Origin of the sequence: Tuberibacillus calidus DSM 17572, from assembly GCF_000430685.1 — a bacterium.
Lineage (GTDB): Bacteria > Bacillota > Bacilli > Bacillales > Sporolactobacillaceae > Tuberibacillus > Tuberibacillus calidus.
Window position 1 is genome coordinate 58,440 of sequence record NZ_AUMM01000017.1, and the last position, 16,470, is coordinate 74,909.

The window sequence follows — 16,470 nt, forward strand, 5'->3', positions numbered from 1 at the left end:
TCACATACAAAAAACGTTCGAAATAACGAACGTATTACACAGTTGCAAGGCGCTTATAAGTTTCGTAGTCACTTTCAGCAAGTGCAATTTTTTCGTCAATACTCATTTTTTGAAAATCTTCTTTGGTTAATGTTTTAGAATCTTTTTTTCCGGTTTCGACATCCCGACCTTGTTCACGGAATTTTGCTTTTACTTTTTCCTGTACAAACCCGTCAATAATCTCCATTAAGGTTTTCAGGTTCTCTTTTTTCTTTTCAATGTCAGAACCCGGAACAAAATCATTTAATTCAATCGGTAATTTTTCATTAGCAAGGTGTTTGGTAAATTCAAAATCAAGTTTTTGCTTTTCAAATGCGCGCTTTTCTTCTTCGTATTTTTGTTTTTCCAATTGGAATTTTTCTTCATCGGTTAACTTTTCGTTTTTGAGTTCATCGTATTTCGATTGAATATCCTTTAATTTTTGGGAGTATTCACTTCGGACTTTGTCTGCCGCCGACTGTTGCGCTTTCTCTAAGACTTTTTTGAATTCCTCGCTTTCCAAAAGCTTGGATATATCAAAATCACCATTTTCTCCCTTTTTGTCTTTTTTATCGTCTTGATTATCCAACCCCAGTTCTTTTACCTTTTTATCGAACTGTTCTTGATTAATCTCGCCGTTTTTTAACATTTGTTTTAATTGTTCTAAAGTCATAATCTATCTCCTTTTACGAGTTGCTTCATATTTTGCCCTCTAATAGTTTTTTAGAGTTCAGAATATAAAACCCCTCAAGTTTAATTAAAACACGAAATAGGCCCCGTCCTGGGCCTTACAGAGGCATATTTGTTTTTAGGTTTTTTTGAAATCAATAATTTATAAATCCTTCTATCCTTCATACGGACAAGTTATGAGGAAATTAGCCCCTGTTTAATTTGCCATTCTCGGTAATTTTTTGCCGTTGTTAAATAGGTTTTCCGGGTTCTGGGGTCACGGGCCGCCCGATAAGAAATAGGCTCAACACCATAGGATTCTAAATCGGGTAAAACGACACAACGACAATAGGGATGACTCGGATACTTCGGGAGTTTGTCCAATTCATAATATTTCCCGTCAAATTCCCTACAAATATGGCAAGTCCTTTCATCAAGAGTCGCCAACCATTGATATTTTCCACTATAATGCCCTTTTTCATTGAACGCTAATAGGGCAGAATCAATTCTTTTACGTTGTTGCTCAGTTTGGTAAATGCGTTGGGTGTTTTTTATTCCGGTTTCAAGTTTTTTCTTTGTAATCTGTGTGGCATCTGTTAAAGTGAGGCCGGTGGATGAGGAAGTAAAGATAGATAAATAAAGGTTATTAGCTAATTGCCCTTTATGCTTTGATAAGGTATCCGAAAAATGCTCACCATACCAAATGGAATTCATTATTTTATTTCGTTCACCGGAGGTTAAGGGCTTAACCTGATTGGTTTTTATCATTCCAAGAGAAAACAAAAGGAATAAAGAATAGTTGTGTTCATCTTCAACAATGCTATTAAGTTGATGATTTAATAATTTTAACTCCTCTTTCCCTTGTTCCTTAATAATGTCTTGAATATCCTTTTTAATCGTCAAATAACGTTTATATTTGAGGAGTTCTTCTTGTTTTAATTTCCCGTCTTTATCCCCGTATTTCTCAAACAAAATAGCTAGATAGGTCCTAAGTTTTCCGTGTGATGATTGATAAAGTTTCGTAAGACTTGTTAGAAAGGCTTTTTCCTGTTTTAAAATGACATTATTTCGATAATCCACAATGGAATAACCCAAAGTGTTTCGATTATTCGCCATTTGGATCCTCCATTGTTGGTTCACCTAAATTAATAGGGGTGCCTTGTTCTTCTTCAATGCGTTTTAACTCCTCTTCTGCGTTGTCAACTTTAGAAATAAATTTCTCAATAACTGTACGGTGAGACAATACACCTAAAGCCTTCACAGCGGTCTCAATTTCATCAGAAATATTGACCGGCATGGATTTATTAAAACTGATATTTACATCTCGATAAGCCCCACTGGAATAGAAATCTCCCAAGCCTTGTTTTTCTAAAGCAATCGCAATCAGTTTTAAGCGTTTCCTTAAGCCCTTCACGAAAGCTTTTATTTTGGCATTTGATTTAATATCGGTTCCGGAATGTTTAATTTGGAGGGCTATCCCAGAATCAGCCGTGATTTGGCCTTCTTTGGTGAAAAGGTCAGGAGTAAACGAAAGAATAAAGATTTTTCGAACCAGACGATTTAAGAATAATTCGTAGGCTTCAATGTTATTATCCCACTGCAGGAATTTGGCGTCGGCTTGTGTTTGGCTATCGCTTGTAAATTCCAAAAGGCGAGCTTTTCGCATTCGGTCGACTTCTTCTCTTGCTTCTTCTTCTGATAATCCAGCTGTTAATCCGAGGTTGATTAAAACCAAATAAGGGTCGCTGTTGTATTCTATCGTATCCGCAATCGCCGACATGGCTTTGTTGTAGCCGTCGATGAGGTTAACAATGTTTTTAATATCTGATTGTCCACCAATTTCATTAGTGGATTTATTTTCGTATACCACAACAGGGATTTGTTCAAAATAATGGGGTTTGGGGTATCCTTGTTCGATATATAGATTGTCTTCAATAATCTCATATCGTTCGATTTGTGTATCAGAATAAATTTCAACTTTAGTGATATCTTTTTTTTCATAACTGTTCCCTTGAGGTACCCACCGTTCAACTTCATAATGACGCAAGGCATACTCTTTATTGTTAAAATTAAAAAACACCCATTCTGTCGATGGGGTTTCGATTAATTGAATATTTCCTTGTGGGTCAATATTAACAATTTCCACAGCTTCCCCACGAATAGCCGCTGATTTTCCGATCGATGCGGTATGGAATTCTTCGTCGTTATCGTGGTTAATAACCCGTAAATAATCAATAAATTTTTTGGCAGCCGGATTGTCTTTTGAATCGTAACTGATTGGATTTGAAAATAAATAGCTATGGTTGGTTTCAATAACCAACTCTGCAAAATTGAATTTCAAAATATTATTAGGTTTATTAAGGTCGTCGGTTTTTTTATCGACATCATTTTCCCCTAAATAATAGGTCATATATTTATTTTGTTCGTTAATTTTTGAAGCATTACTGTTAATTAAATCATTAATGAAGTCAAGCAGACTTTTATCGCTTAAACCTTCCATATTGTCCCCCTTTCTGATTTTCAATAACTTTTAATAATGGTTAATAATTGTTATTGAAAATTTTACAAACCGAAGGCATGCTTACTTAAACCTATCCTTCTATGGTTTTTATTCATTTCCATATTTAAGGCATATCGTAAAGCATCGAGTAAATGGTTATTTGCATCTACGGGCTTGTCCAAATATTCGTTTGTTTTATTGTCTTTCATGTATTGATAGGTTTGGATCTCCTTAATAAACTCCACACAAGATGGATGGATAATAAGTTTTCGAGATTTAATCCAATCAATTCCAAAATTAATTGAATTCCTTCCTTTTTTCGTTGGTCGTGCATTTTTAAATCCAGCCCGCCTTAATTCTTCAATGCGGTCTGGCTCCGCAGAATCACAAATAAGAATATCTCTAAGACTCATTCGCTTTTTTAATTCTTGAGCTAAATCACTAGTGGTCAAGCCACTCTTTTTAAATTCCCGACAAACATAAATGGTTTCAGCCTTTTTGTCGTACGCCACTTCTATCCAGGCCATCGGGTCGTTAAAACCGAAATCATTTCCATAATAAAAATTATCAAGTAGGGATATATCAAAATCTTTAATGGAGTAATTTGGATAAACCATTTTTCCTAATTGGCCAAATTCCCCTAAGGCATATATTCGATAGTAGTTTTCATCTTTGTTTTTTAAATTTTCAAGTGTTCTTTTATAGGAATCATCTAAAAAGGGATTATCAAGATAGGTGGTTTTAATAATTGTGGTATGTTCTGGGGTGTTATCGAAGAAATATTTCTTTAACCAGTGGTGTTCGGATATCGGGTTAAATGTGATGATGATTTGTTTATAAGTTTTGGTTTTTCCCCTTAAACGTAGGTCGAGTTGTTGAAAATCTTCCTGAGTTAACTCTGTTGCTTCTTCGACCCATATGGAAGTAATCCCAGCAATGGATTTTAGTTTTTCTGGATCGTCGATTCCGACAAATAATATTTTATTTCCGTTAAGGTTGCATGTGATTTCAAGAGGCGATTTAGTAACCGTGAAATATGGATATAGTCCCCATCTTGAAATAGTATCTTTTAATAATTCGTAAACGGAATTTTTCAGGGTTGCAGCGACTTTTCGCACGACCAAAAACCTTTGATTTTTCTCTTTGAGAAGACGAAAAAGGATTTTTTGGGATGCAAAAACAGATTTACCTGACCCCGCCCCGCCATAAAGAATTAAATAACGGTCAGTATTTTCAAGAGCGTGGTGCTTTAAATAAACCGGAGCAAAAACCTTTTTGGAAATGTTAATATTCAATTATTCATCATCTACCAAACGAACATTTATTTCTGTTTCGACATTTGCATTTACATCAACTTTTTCCAAGAATGCTCCGTGGGATTTTGCGATTAATTCCGAAACCTTTATTCTGTCCTTCATTTCTAATCCTTCATCCCTTAAAACCTTACTCCAAAATTCCCTCACTTCTTCGATATCGGCAATGCGTTCGGATTCCAATTGTTTATTGCGTTTTGCTATATATTCCTTAATTACTGGTTTTGATAAATTTTCAATTCCTATCTTGTATGCAGTTTTTGGAGAGTATCCAGCCATTTTAGCCGCCCAGGTGGCATTCGGATTTTGGATATAGTAATCACAAAACCGTTTTTGTTTTTCCGTCATTTTCTCTTTTGTTTTTGGCATTTAAGTCCCCCTTTCTTTAAATTCTCAATAACTATCAATAATAGTTCATAACAGTTATGAAAAAATTATATAGAGTTGATTGACTTCTTAAAATTGAACTAGTTTAACTCTCAATCACTATTAAAAAAAATTATGGGAAATATGGACAAAATGTGTGGATTTTGTTAGATTGTAAATGTTAACACTAAAAAAAGGAGAATAATATGGAAAAAGAAAACACGGTGTCGATAACTATCGACCTGAACAAATTCAAAATAGTACACATGGAAAAAGACCCAGAAAAAGCATTCATTATCACTTATTATGACTATTTATTTTTTACCGCGTGGTTTTTAAAAGATGAAGCAACCTATAAATTTCTTGATCTTCAAATTAAACACGCGTTTTTAAGTGGTATTGAACATAGGAAGACGGTATACATCGAAAACTGGAGTGAATTTCACAAAATTTTATATGAAAAAGTGAATGAGTAAAAATTCCAATTACTTAATAGGCTTTAAATTCAAAACTTGACGGGTCTGTTAATGTTTCGTGTTCGCGTTGTTTTTTTAATCGACGGCGGGTCTGCCGAGATTCGTTATCGATGAATTTTTCCCAAGCTTCTTTATCTCTGTAATGTTTGTGTTTTAAGTTTTGATAAATTTTTCTTACTTCTGAATCCATGTCCTACCTCCATTCGGACAAAAATTAATAAAAATATGGACTTAACTATTGACAATATAACCATGTTTTGGATATGATGGAACCATGATATTTTAATAATTTCTTATATGTTTCTTTACAAAACAAAAACCTTCCGAAATGGGGGGTTTTTGTTTTTTGTCAGGAAGTTTTCTTACCCGGAGAAATGTTTTGTGAATGAATAACGTCATTTTTGTTGCATTGTTGCACGTTTCGTGAAAGATAACGTCAAAAAATGATTTTGTTGCATTAGTCTGATTCAACACCATTCAATAAGTTATATATTTTTTTAACCAAACGCGTTTTTCGTTTTTTGATACTTTCTGTTCGAAGATTATATTTTTTGGAGAGATCGGAGACGGAAAGCCCTTGGCTCCAATCATTTAGAAATTTTTGTTCTGTTGGATGGAGTCTTTGATAAGCGGTATGGAATACATCGAGGTAGGCAATAAATGAATAAGAATCCGGACTTTTATAGGTATGTTCGAATAACAATCTATTCTCGATAATTAAGTAAATCGATTTTTTCGAGTAGAACATTTTAACCCTCCTTTTCGGAACGTATGTTCGTCTTATAGCAATATAAAAAGAGGATAAACCTTTTTAACTGGTTTATCCTCTGGTTTTCCAGTCGGATTTCTTAAATAAGTTGTAATTGTTCTGATACTTGAGGTAAAACGTCTGATTCATACCCCTCTTTAATTATAAGGGCTTCTTCCATAGCGTTACGATTCCTCTCACTTGCACCAACATGGTAAAAATGGCTTGTTGTCCGAATAACCCCATTCCACACATCTAAATGGTCATTTTTACGATACTGATTCTCATACCACATGGAGAGTGCGTATCCACAAGGTAATTGTCCTGCTGCTTCCGCTAAGTCTTTAGCTTCTTTTTCATCCCATTGATTATAATAATTGGTGTGTCGCCCAATGTAAGGAGGATCCATGTAAACAAAATCAATCTCGTTTGCTTCTTTTAATGTTTCTCTCCAATCTTGACAAACAAATGTCCAATCTTTTCCCTTCATCACTTTTGAAACCCAAATGATTTGGTTAACAATTTTAGTTATTAGAGCCGTACGGAAACGTTCTGGTTTTCTACAAAATGGAACATTAAATCCACCTGTTTTATTAAATCTCATCATCCCATTAAAACACGAACGATTAAGAAAGATGAAATCAAAACTTGAACCATTTTCATTAAATCTATCTCTTACCTCGTAATAATATTCACCGTTAGATTCCTCAAGTTTCTTTCCTTCAACCTCCAAGAAGTCCCGAACGCTCTGAGGTGTGAGGACTCCACTTTGAATATCTTGATACATCTTAATAATATGTTTATTTGTATCTGAAACTAAAGCCCTTTGGGGATTGGCATTAAATAACACAACTCCGGAACCTAAGAATGGTTCTATCCATTTTCCTTGTTCATCCCATTTTATATTTTGAAAGATAAAGTTAACTAATTTTGTTTTTATTCCCTGACATTTTATAGGGGGAACTTTTACGTGTTCTACAACTTTTGGAAAGGTCATTAAACAATCTCCTTTAACTTCTTTATTTAAATTATAACAGAAGTTCCCCTTCTTCGACTAACATTCGACTAATAACGACTGCACTTCGACTAATAACGACTGCACTATGAATATTCAAATGATATAATGTAGTAAAAAAAGGGTAAAAGGGGATTATTATGTCATTCGATTTTATCCAAGAATGTCAAAAGAAAATTCACGAACTAAATGTAAATTGGGAAGTTAAAGGGTTAATTGACACCAATAGAAAGGTGTACAGCCTGGGTAGTGATTCAAAAATTCTTGGACGTATTTTTGAATTAGTTGCAGCACCAATTATTACGGAGGTGGCTGAGGAACACGGGCTTACAGTTGTCATCCCAGAAAAACAAAATTCATATCCAGATTTTACTATCCAAAATGAAGACGGTTCATTTCGAATTGCCGTTGATATTAAATCCACATATCGTCAATATTACAATTCAACATCAATATTTAAAGGGTACCGATCTGGCGAAGTTAGAAATTTTGTTTTTACCCTAGGTTCGTATGCTTCATATTTAAGAAATAACACTAAAAATATTGTTTTTAATTATGATACATACCAAAAACATTATATCTTTGGATTCTTGTATGACCGAACCATGGATGGAATTGAAGGACAAATCGTTGATGTAGATAAAGTGGACGAGGTTAAATCGCCTTTTGAGAATGTAGAATTCTTCATTCAAGAAAAATATTTAATTGCTGGGGAAAGTAAGGGAAGTGGAAATACAGAGAACATAGGTAGCTATCCTACCAATGACATCAATTTTCTAAAAAATGGTTGTGGGCCGTTTTCGGTTTTAGGGGAAGAAACATTTGAACACTATTGGAGAAATTATCCCGAATATCGGGACCCTAATCCAAAATTTACTAATTTAGTAGAGTATTTTGCATGGCTCAAAGAAAATAACATTTTCATACGTGATGCGGGGAGAAGGTATTACGAATGGTTAGAAAGGTTCGACAAAAATCGATTTGATTCCCTTACCGAAAAAGAAATAAGTATTTTATTAGACTAACAAATTTTATTTTTTTTGTTGAAGGCATGTTTCCCTTTTTTTATTTTAACCATTATTCAGCTAAGGTTATCATTTATAACTTATCGCCTTTTCAAAGCGCGATTTCCAATATAAAGCTTCGTGGTTCGCATTTTCTTTAAAGTATTCGAGAATGGTTTTGGCTTGTTCTTTTTTGGTGATGAGAAATGGGTAAACAGCCTTCAGCACTTTTTCTACATCTTCATTATGTACATTCCAAATGTGAACCCCTTTATGTTCATAAACCTCCCCAATTTCTCCTATAAGGCGGTAAATGGTTTCAATTGTTCGTTTTGATTTCATCCCGATTGTAAGATTTGGGTAAAAATATTCGTGTTTTTCCCCGCTTTTGGAAATATAAGTCCGTTTGGAGAGTCTTATACAGCCTTCTCCGTCAATGAAAGCAGCCACGCGGGCAAGATTTAGTTGCTCCTCCGAATACATTAAATTCCTCCTGTTGTTATTTATTATCTGGTTTGTATTGGGATTTCTTTGTGAATTCAACTTGTAATTTTCCATCGTGGTTGGTAATGTGGATTTCTGAATAAGGGTGATCGGTTAGAAAGGATTGAATATCCGATAATAATCTATAAATATAGTCGTCTTCCATTTTTACTTCCCTCCGGTTATCATCCGAATAAGTAACAAAAATAAGAGGGTTAACCAATAAACCTTATAAAATGGAACAGAAATCCCAAATAATACGAGAATCCAATAGATAATTAAAGACGGAATAAAATTGATTAATAGGGACAGACTAAAAAACACAATAAGGGAAATGATAAAAACGAGAAAAGCTTGTAGAATCTTCACGCCATCACTCTTTCTTTTTGTTCTATGTATTCTTTTTATTCTTTTTTTGTAATTCCCTTTTTCGTTTTTTTCTGTCAAATGGGGGACCAGGAATGAGGATGAGTTCGATTCGGGGGTACTCTAAATCAAGGTCGAAATCTTGATATTGTAGGAGTACATTGCAATCATTATCATAAAGTTCCGCTTCTTCCAAAGCATCTAAAATTAATTTATCGATATTATGTGGATCTGATTTACGCGCTGTTGGCCAAAAGACTTTTGTTTTAATAATGACTTTTTGGTCTATCGTTTTTTTCCAGCCGGTTTCTTCTTTCCATTCTTTTGCGATGTTGATAATTTTCCTTTTGTGCAATAAAGCCCATTTGTCTAATATGGGGCGGTTATTCACAATCGTATATAGGTGATTCCAAGAGGGGATAACAAAAGATTTCTTTTTGGTTCCTTTACGAATGGAACCAGACTCCTTATACATTAAAAGGGGTAATATGAGGGGTTTCATTTTGTTCACCTGACTTTCTGTTAAAAAAGAGGAACAAACAAGAAAGGGAATGGGTCCTCTTCCTTGTTTGTAAAAAATGGGAGGGTCACATTAAAATTATACAAACATTTGTTCTGTATTGAAATGGAGGTGTACTATTAAATTACTTGATTTTCTTCAAAATCCTTGTCGTCCCCGAAAAATTCTTCCATAACACTTACCCAGCCGTCATCTTCCCCATATTTTAAATATTTTTCGGTTTCAGACATGTATTTTTCTTCTTCTTTCAGGCGTTTTCTCATTTCGTCAATTTTCTCGCTTATTTTAAACATTCCAATATGGCACCTTGAACCATCGAAAGAGAAATCTAACGTCCGATCCAACCCTGTTCCAAATCGGGTTTTCTTTATATAAATGTGAACTTCGGGATTATAATCATTATCATCCGTTTCATCTCTCCAAATTCTTAAATCAACGTATGCGTCTTGATTTAAGCGGGGAGCAAAACGAATTTCCGAGTTTTTCGCGAAGCTCGCCTTATTTTTTACGGGGCCATCTTTGGTTAATTGGGATAGCCAAACCAAAGCCATATTCGTATTTTTTATGTAGTCCGTAGATTCCGCAACCATTTCTTCAATTCCAGAATAATCATTATTTTTTCGTGAAATTTTCATTCTTTGAAGAAAATCAATAATGACTAAATCAACTTTTTCAATTTCGTAAGCCTTGCGAAGACGGGATAGTAGTCCTTTTTTATCGTATCCTTCAAATTCCAGAATCAATTTATCATTATCGAACATTTCTTTTAGAATTCGCCTGGCCTCTTCGGCTTTTTTGGCATGTTCTATTTCGTTTTCGCTATTTTGTTTCCTCCAATGACTGTACGGAAGAGCTGACAGGGCAGACAGGATTTTATTGTGTACCTGGAGTTTTGTCATTTCAGAAGATATAAACAAAACCTTTTTCCCTTTTAAGACGTTATTAATAATAATTTGTAAAGCCAATGTGGTTTTGCCACTTCCCGGGGGGCCTGCAATAACGTTGACTCCGGAACGTTCGAAGCCCCCTCCTATAAGGTCATCCAATTCCTCCAAACCGGTCCCAAGGGCCCCTATGGCCTCATTTGTTTCGTAGTTTTCATAAAGTTCCTTATGTATTTCAAGAAGGGTTGTTGATTTATTAAACGTCGTAGGACTTTTCATTTTATTGAATAATTCCATTTGTTTTTCATGGAATGTTTTGATTTTATCGAACGAATTATCTTTAACGATTTCTTTATAAGATTTATCTAATTCTTTCATGACATTTATAAATGTTTGTTTGTAATTGAATGACTCGATTCGTTTAAAATAAATTCTCATATTTTCAAGGTGTTCCGGACATGAGAAAGCTTTAAAAGCCAAAATATCGTCTTCCTCGATCCACTCATCCCTTAACATTTCTTCCGTTAAATAATGGTGTCCTTGTTTGTAATATTTTCGGCTAATTTCAAACACTTTTTTGTAAAACTCATCTTCAATTTGGTCCACTGTTAATGGATAATTAGAGTTTTCTAACATTTTAAAACCCTTTTCAAAATCTTGGGTTAAACCTTCTAGAAAAAGAGCAATGTCTCTTTGAATATCTTCCTTTTGGTTCATTTGAATCCCTCCCATTTATTATAGAAAACAGTTGACTATTTCTGGGGTCTCCTGGCGGCGGTCTTCCCCCATTAGAGAGTAAGACACCCATGACTTTGTAAACAAAGCGCTGTGCAATTGCGGGTCGTTTTTATAAAGCATTTCTAGTTCGTTTTTTGAAAGGTTGGTCGTGATGATAATTAGCCCGCGATGACACCTGACCAAACCATCGAGGAGATTATTTTTATATACTTGAAATTCGTCGACTGCCTTTCTTTCAACCCCTAGATCGTCTAAAATGAGGACTTGTTTATTTTTTACTAACTCCATGAGGTCCTGTTTTTGTTTATCTTGAAATTTGATATTATCAAATGTCCTCATGTCGATAAACGCGCCTTTGCAGCCCCGTTTTAGGGCCTCCAACATCATCGAGACGGCCATTTGCGTTTTGCCGCGGCCGTTTTTTCCGGCTATCAGGATTCTTAGGTTATTGTTGATTGCTTCAAACAATAAGATAGGGTTTCTTAACTGTTTAATCGTTTCCTTCATGGAGACTATTGAATTAGTCCGCTTGCTAATCAGGTCAGCATCCTTTAATTCAAACCCGAATTTTAAATAACTTTCGGAAGCACCAGTATTTTTGAATTCCCGCTTAGCAATTTGATAACGAAAGCATTTGCAAAACCGATCGCCATCTTTATTGATAATTAACCCTGAACCGTCACAAATATTAAACATACATTTCATGTCACATCACCCTTTCTTTTTCTCTAAAAGTTGTTTATATAACAATTCATCTTCACTAAAATCAGAAAGAATGGTTTGGCTTCTTTTTTGTGTATTTCTTTCGCTTAATTGCTTTCTCCCATAGGTTTGAATATTAATTTGTTTTATTTCTTTGATGGAAATCAATAAATCATGTTTGAAATTCGCACGAGATTGGCCCAAATTTGTGTTTTTAAATGCGTCACATATAATCTTAGGGGTAATCGTTTTATCCGTTAAAATTTCATGTAAAATTAAAATTTCTTGACTGTCTGGTATTTTGTGGTATTCTTTAATAAACCACAGGATTACCTTCACAAGCGATTTACGCTTGTAACTTGGGCTGTTCGGTAGAACAGCTTTTTCTTTTTCTTTACATTTTAGAGATTGATATAAAATCAATAGCACTGGACTTTCTAGAGTTAAAGGTTCTTTGTAAATTAACATGTTTGGATTATTTAAAAGACCCTTAATATGGCTCTCACAAGCGCTACGCGCTTGCTCGAAAAGTAGTTTTAGAATTAAGCGCTTCTCTGTAGCCTTCATATCCTTTAAACAAGGCTGTAAAGATTCAAATATGTCTTTAAAACTTATTTTCTCATCTCCAATGAGAATTTCTGTTTTACCCTTTGCGGCGTAAGCCGCCATGGCTTCGTCAGAAGCCATATTACAGCCGCTTTGCGGCGTTAAAAATTCCAATTCATGTTTTGCTATATTATTTTTGTTATTTGTTTTATTTGTTTTTTGTTTATTTTGTAAGGACTGATTTTCCGAAATCGGAAAAACCGACGTCGGAAAATCGGTTTTCGGTGAAAAACCTTTAATATCAAGGGTTTCAGCGTTTTTAGGAAAGTTTGGGTTATCTTCTGGGTCTTCGAAAAACTCGTAACGCCAACCTCTCAAACGGCCATTTTCATCCCGCAAACGAAATTTATACATGTAACCTTTTTTGATTAATTCTTCGATACCGGAACTAACGGAGCTTTTGCCATCCGTTTTTCTGTTTTTTAAATCACTTATGTAAATATTCCAATCATCTGGTAAACTCATAAGATAACAATAAAGTCCGGTTGCTTTAAAAGATAAATCACTCCGTTGAACTTGTTTGTTATCTAAAATGGTAAAATTTTTCTCTTTCTTGCGGTTTTTGTGAATGTAGCTTTCCATACGAACCCACTCCTTTTTTTGAAAAATATTTTTGTTTTTTTACATTTCTTATCTTTTGTATAATCCCTTGAACAAATTAATATGGTGTTCGACATCGCTCATTCTGGGGAATCTTTCAAGCGACCGATGCAAAATCCGATCGCCTTCAAGAACATAAAAGACATAATCAAAATCAATCCCATCCCATGAATAAATACTCTCTTCGCGTCGAACCTCATAACGAGAGCCGTTTGGCAAATCCCCGCTTGTTATTAACTCGATATTAAAATAATGGTCTTTGAGGAGTTCATTAAAGCTTTTCATTTTCATCCCCCCTCAACATTGCTTTGATAAAATCTTCTAGAATATCTTGCATGGTTGTACCGTGATAGGAACACCAAGCTTTAAAAGCTTTCTTTTCTTCATCAGTTAGCCGAATTGAAATTCTTTCTCTTCCATTGTTTTTCATTTCTAACACCTCCATTTCGAAAAAAGTGTGTGTACATTTTACGCCCAACTTTCCTTAATTCAATGGGATTTATTGTGTTTTTTATATCGAATTTTTTTCTTGCTTACTTGTCACCTTTATAAACGAATCTGGTGACTTGTCAACAAGTTTTTTTTGAATTTTTTTCCACTTTTATTTTGTGTTCGATATATCGAACAAAATAAACAAAAAAAGAACCGGTTTATTTTCCCGGTTCCGATTCATATTTTTTTTCGATCTCCCTAATTCTCTTATTCATTTCCTTTTCCCTTTCTTTTTTCAATCGGTTTACTATGTCTTGTACTTCTTGATTAAATGGGGTTTTCCTTTCGTTTTCCATGTTTTTTCCTCCACGTGATGAAGAGTTCTCGAACTGCCATAACTATCGCTGATATTGGGAATGACATTTGGGTTGCATGTTCCACAAAGATTTCATTTGAACTACCCCCACTTCATTTTCTGACGAAAATTTGAAGTGGGAGATTCCTACGTAGAGGGTTCCAACGAACCCTAATTTAGTAGGCGATCCCCGTGGTCCCTACGGTTCTATTGACTAAGCGGAGAGCTTCATTCTTTATGTTAATCGCCGCATTGATACTTCTATTATAGAACATTCGTTTGCATTCGAAAACAAAAAAAGCCATTCATCTCCACCCTAGCTTTGCTTGAGGGTGGAGTCTTCTGGTTTTGTTGTGATAAAATTTTTTCCCATACAGTATCACCCCCTTACACGATAGAAGCCAAATATTTCACCCTCAATTCATGGTTACTTAAAGCAAACTCCCTCCAAATCTTCTTGCATATTTCTTCGTTATCGTATAATCTGTTCGAATCACTATTAATCGAAACCCCTGTTAATTCCCCTTCTTTAACAATGAATGTAATAATTATGTTATCGCTTTCGAATGTAATGCCTTCCTCATCTTCCCCTATAAATTCGAATGCTTTCGGGCCTCTCGATAAAATTTCCTCGAGGACTTCATTTCCAATACAGTAGTAATGGTATTTTTCCCACAGTGCTTCTATTTGTTCGTAATCTCCGAAAATTTCGAACCCTTGGTAATAACCTTCTTCCCCTTCTTCCCAATCAATGTGATAAAATTCCTTGGGATTTATATTGATTAATTCTTTAACACTAATTTTATTTCCCTTAGTCATATCGAAATCTTCCCGAATCACAGCTTTTAATTCATCTAATATCCGATCATAATCGGTCGTGATAAACTCAAGGGCTTTTTCGAAATCTTTATGACCTATGTTGTATTTAGCGAATGTCCGGCTAGCAAAACCATCGTAATTACTTTCGATGTATTTTAATTCCTCATATGTTAACCATTCCATTTCTTCTTCGGAAATGATATCTCCCTCTTGTTCCAACTTTTTTCCGAATAATTCCATTTGTTTCCATTGTTCTTTTGTTATTTCGATGTCTTTTCGTTCCTCAGTCTTCATGATTAAGACACTACAAATAAAATCATATAAATTTTTTAGAACGTAACACATATTCTGATCTCCTTTAATACCCCGTAGGAGGTTGGCAATTTTATGTTTTTCCTTGTTTGCTTGTCATCTTTTTAATTAAATCTGGTGACTTGTCAACAAGTTTTAAAAATTTTTTTTGAAAAAAGAAGACCTTAGAAGGCCTTTTTTAAATGATAATAATATTCTTCAGCTTCTTCTACGGTTTTCATATCAAACGAGTAATAAATTTCGCTATTCCAATCCTCTATTAATTCTTTATTAAATTTTAACCGTTCTCCTATAACATAAACAAGTTGTTGTACCTCATAATTTCCATAAGTCTTACCAGCTTCTAATAAATCATTCGCAATGGCATTAACTTTTTTCATTTCTGATGCGGGTAATTCCGTCTCCATATATGATTTTAACAAATATCCGATCGCCTGTTCTTTGTTCTGCAAACTCATTTCTTACCCCCCTTATCTATTATTTATTATAGTTTAATCTCTTAAAAAATATGTCAATTGAATGAATTTCATAAATCCAAACCCTTACGGGACAAGGTTTTCAGAGCATAAAAAAGGAAGTACCTCCCCAAATCTCGAAATAGTTAAGTAGGTCACAAAACTTTAGAGATTGGAGGATACTCCCTATGTCTATTATACGACAAGGATGCCTGTTTGACCTACAAGATTTATTTAATTTAGAACCTACCCATCGTTATGATGCGATTTTATCCGCTATTGATCTCGATGCCATACATTATAAAGTCAGTAAAAAATCTTGGCTAGGCGCTCCAACCGAATTAAATTATGGGGCGATGATTAACGCCATTTTTATTCGGATCATCGAACGCATTCCCACCATAAAAGACTTGGTTAGGAGATTAAATGAGGACTTTATCTTTAAACTGAATTGCGGATTTCTTGTCTCAGATCGTATTCCATCGGAGGCCTCTTTTTCAAGACTAATCACCAAACTTGCCCAATCTAATGTTCTTGAAGAAGTTAAAGAAACTCTGATAGATATGGCTATTTCCGAAGGGTTTATTACGGATGAAGCTGTAGCCATTGATGCCACTCACTTTGAAGCGCGTGACCAAGCACCACCAAAGGAAGAAAAACCAAAAGCCGAGCCAAAGAAGCGTGGTCGAAAGACCAAGGCGGAGCGTAAACAATGGCTGATGGAACAAGCCGAACGTGAAGCCAATCTTCCCCTTTTTGAAAAGAAAATTGAGGCGCAACTGGATGTGTCTCTCGATGAACTTCGCGCTCATATACCACAGGATCCGCAGTGGGGTGTGAAGAAAAATAGTGAAGGCAAAAATGTCTTCTGGTATGGATATAAAGCCCATTTAGCTGTCGGAACAACTTCGCAATACATTTTACAATCTCTTTTTTCATCAGGAAATTTGAATGATGGAAAAGCGGCCATCCCTTTATTAAAGGGAATTTCTGAACGTCTATCTCTTCCTTTTCTGAGATATGACATCATGGATGCAGGCTACGACTATGAACCCATCTACGAACAAATTCATCGAATGGGACACCTTG

21 protein-coding genes are annotated in these 16,470 nt (G+C 34.9%); 3 read left to right on the forward strand and 18 right to left on the reverse strand.

Annotation, left to right across the window (positions count from 1 at the left end):
* Positions 1-34: 34 nt before the first annotated feature.
* The 5 genes from H532_RS0105305 to H532_RS0105325 all read right to left on the reverse strand — a co-directional run bounded on the left by H532_RS0105305 (position 35) and on the right by H532_RS0105325 (position 4,869).
* Positions 35-691 carry a capsid assembly scaffolding protein Gp46 family protein gene (locus tag H532_RS0105305; RefSeq protein ID WP_027724629.1) on the reverse strand — a complete coding sequence of 219 codons (657 nt, stop codon included), beginning with the start codon at positions 689-691 and terminating at the stop codon, positions 35-37.
* Between the two features lie 191 nt (positions 692-882).
* Entirely contained in the window at positions 883-1,803 is a 921-nt protein-coding gene (locus tag H532_RS0105310) for a minor capsid protein (protein WP_027724630.1), read from the reverse strand.
* On the reverse strand, positions 1,793-3,187 hold the full coding sequence (locus tag H532_RS0105315; protein ID WP_027724631.1) for a phage portal protein: 1,395 nt from the start codon (positions 3,185-3,187) through the stop codon (positions 1,793-1,795). Before H532_RS0105315 ends, H532_RS0105310 begins: the two co-directional genes overlap by 11 nt.
* 62 nt (positions 3,188-3,249) lie before the next feature.
* Complete coding sequence (locus H532_RS0105320; protein ID WP_027724632.1) at positions 3,250-4,482, reverse strand: PBSX family phage terminase large subunit; 1,233 nt, start codon at positions 4,480-4,482, stop codon at positions 3,250-3,252.
* Positions 4,483-4,869 (reverse strand): terminase small subunit, encoded by a 387-nt coding sequence (locus tag H532_RS0105325; RefSeq protein ID WP_027724633.1) that lies wholly within the window; start codon positions 4,867-4,869, stop codon positions 4,483-4,485.
* Between the two features lie 203 nt (positions 4,870-5,072).
* On the opposite strand from H532_RS0105325, the gene H532_RS0105330 reads away from it, so the two are divergent.
* Positions 5,073-5,342 carry a hypothetical protein gene (locus H532_RS0105330; protein WP_027724634.1) on the forward strand — a complete coding sequence of 90 codons (270 nt, stop codon included), beginning with the start codon at positions 5,073-5,075 and terminating at the stop codon, positions 5,340-5,342.
* A gap of 13 nt (positions 5,343-5,355) precedes the next feature.
* On the opposite strand, the gene H532_RS20225 is transcribed toward H532_RS0105330, so the two are convergent.
* The 3 genes from H532_RS20225 to H532_RS0105345 form a co-directional block, all read right to left on the reverse strand.
* Positions 5,356-5,532 (reverse strand): hypothetical protein, encoded by a 177-nt coding sequence (locus H532_RS20225; RefSeq protein WP_155994977.1) that lies wholly within the window; start codon positions 5,530-5,532, stop codon positions 5,356-5,358.
* 267 nt (positions 5,533-5,799) lie between these two features.
* The gene (locus H532_RS0105340; protein ID WP_027724635.1) at positions 5,800-6,090 is read right to left on the reverse strand and encodes a hypothetical protein; all 291 of its coding nucleotides are present in this window, start codon (positions 6,088-6,090) and stop codon (positions 5,800-5,802) included.
* Positions 6,091-6,190: 100 nt separating this feature from the next.
* Complete coding sequence (locus H532_RS0105345; RefSeq protein WP_027724636.1) at positions 6,191-7,087, reverse strand: DNA adenine methylase; 897 nt, start codon at positions 7,085-7,087, stop codon at positions 6,191-6,193.
* A gap of 158 nt (positions 7,088-7,245) precedes the next feature.
* Here H532_RS0105345 and H532_RS17950 point away from each other — a divergent pair, with 158 nt between their 5' ends.
* Positions 7,246-8,130, forward strand: coding sequence for a type II restriction endonuclease (locus H532_RS17950; protein ID WP_051263157.1), 885 nt, complete (start codon positions 7,246-7,248; stop codon positions 8,128-8,130).
* A 69-nt stretch (positions 8,131-8,199) separates the two neighbouring features.
* On the opposite strand, the gene H532_RS0105355 is transcribed toward H532_RS17950, so the two are convergent.
* The 10 genes from H532_RS0105355 to H532_RS0105415 all read right to left on the reverse strand — a co-directional run bounded on the left by H532_RS0105355 (position 8,200) and on the right by H532_RS0105415 (position 15,384).
* On the reverse strand, positions 8,200-8,592 hold the full coding sequence (locus H532_RS0105355) for an LAGLIDADG family homing endonuclease (protein WP_027724637.1): 393 nt from the start codon (positions 8,590-8,592) through the stop codon (positions 8,200-8,202).
* 391 nt (positions 8,593-8,983) lie between these two features.
* On the reverse strand, positions 8,984-9,460 hold the full coding sequence (locus H532_RS17955; protein WP_051263158.1) for a RusA family crossover junction endodeoxyribonuclease: 477 nt from the start codon (positions 9,458-9,460) through the stop codon (positions 8,984-8,986).
* 137 nt (positions 9,461-9,597) lie between these two features.
* Complete coding sequence (locus tag H532_RS0105375) at positions 9,598-10,842, reverse strand: DnaB-like helicase C-terminal domain-containing protein (RefSeq protein ID WP_162142915.1); 1,245 nt, start codon at positions 10,840-10,842, stop codon at positions 9,598-9,600.
* Positions 10,843-11,097: 255 nt separating this feature from the next.
* Complete coding sequence (locus tag H532_RS0105380; protein WP_027724640.1) at positions 11,098-11,805, reverse strand: ATP-binding protein; 708 nt, start codon at positions 11,803-11,805, stop codon at positions 11,098-11,100.
* Positions 11,806-11,811: 6 nt separating this feature from the next.
* Positions 11,812-12,990 (reverse strand): helix-turn-helix domain-containing protein, encoded by a 1,179-nt coding sequence (locus H532_RS19470; RefSeq protein WP_027724641.1) that lies wholly within the window; start codon positions 12,988-12,990, stop codon positions 11,812-11,814.
* 48 nt (positions 12,991-13,038) lie between these two features.
* Positions 13,039-13,293, reverse strand: a complete 255-nt coding sequence (locus tag H532_RS0105390) for a hypothetical protein (protein WP_027724642.1) — start codon at positions 13,291-13,293, stop codon at positions 13,039-13,041.
* Positions 13,280-13,438, reverse strand: coding sequence for a hypothetical protein (locus H532_RS20230; protein ID WP_155994978.1), 159 nt, complete (start codon positions 13,436-13,438; stop codon positions 13,280-13,282). The genes H532_RS0105390 and H532_RS20230 overlap by 14 nt, the downstream gene beginning before the upstream one ends.
* Positions 13,439-13,658: 220 nt before the next feature.
* The gene (locus H532_RS20235; protein ID WP_155994979.1) at positions 13,659-13,796 is read right to left on the reverse strand and encodes a hypothetical protein; all 138 of its coding nucleotides are present in this window, start codon (positions 13,794-13,796) and stop codon (positions 13,659-13,661) included.
* 386 nt (positions 13,797-14,182) lie between these two features.
* Positions 14,183-14,959 (reverse strand): hypothetical protein, encoded by a 777-nt coding sequence (locus H532_RS0105410; RefSeq protein ID WP_027724643.1) that lies wholly within the window; start codon positions 14,957-14,959, stop codon positions 14,183-14,185.
* A 131-nt stretch (positions 14,960-15,090) separates the two neighbouring features.
* Entirely contained in the window at positions 15,091-15,384 is a 294-nt protein-coding gene (locus H532_RS0105415; protein WP_027724644.1) for a hypothetical protein, read from the reverse strand.
* Between the two features lie 185 nt (positions 15,385-15,569).
* Between H532_RS0105415 and H532_RS0105420 the strand changes: the two genes are divergently transcribed.
* A partial coding sequence (locus H532_RS0105420) for a transposase (protein WP_027724645.1) occupies positions 15,570-16,470 on the forward strand: 901 nt, incomplete at its 3' end.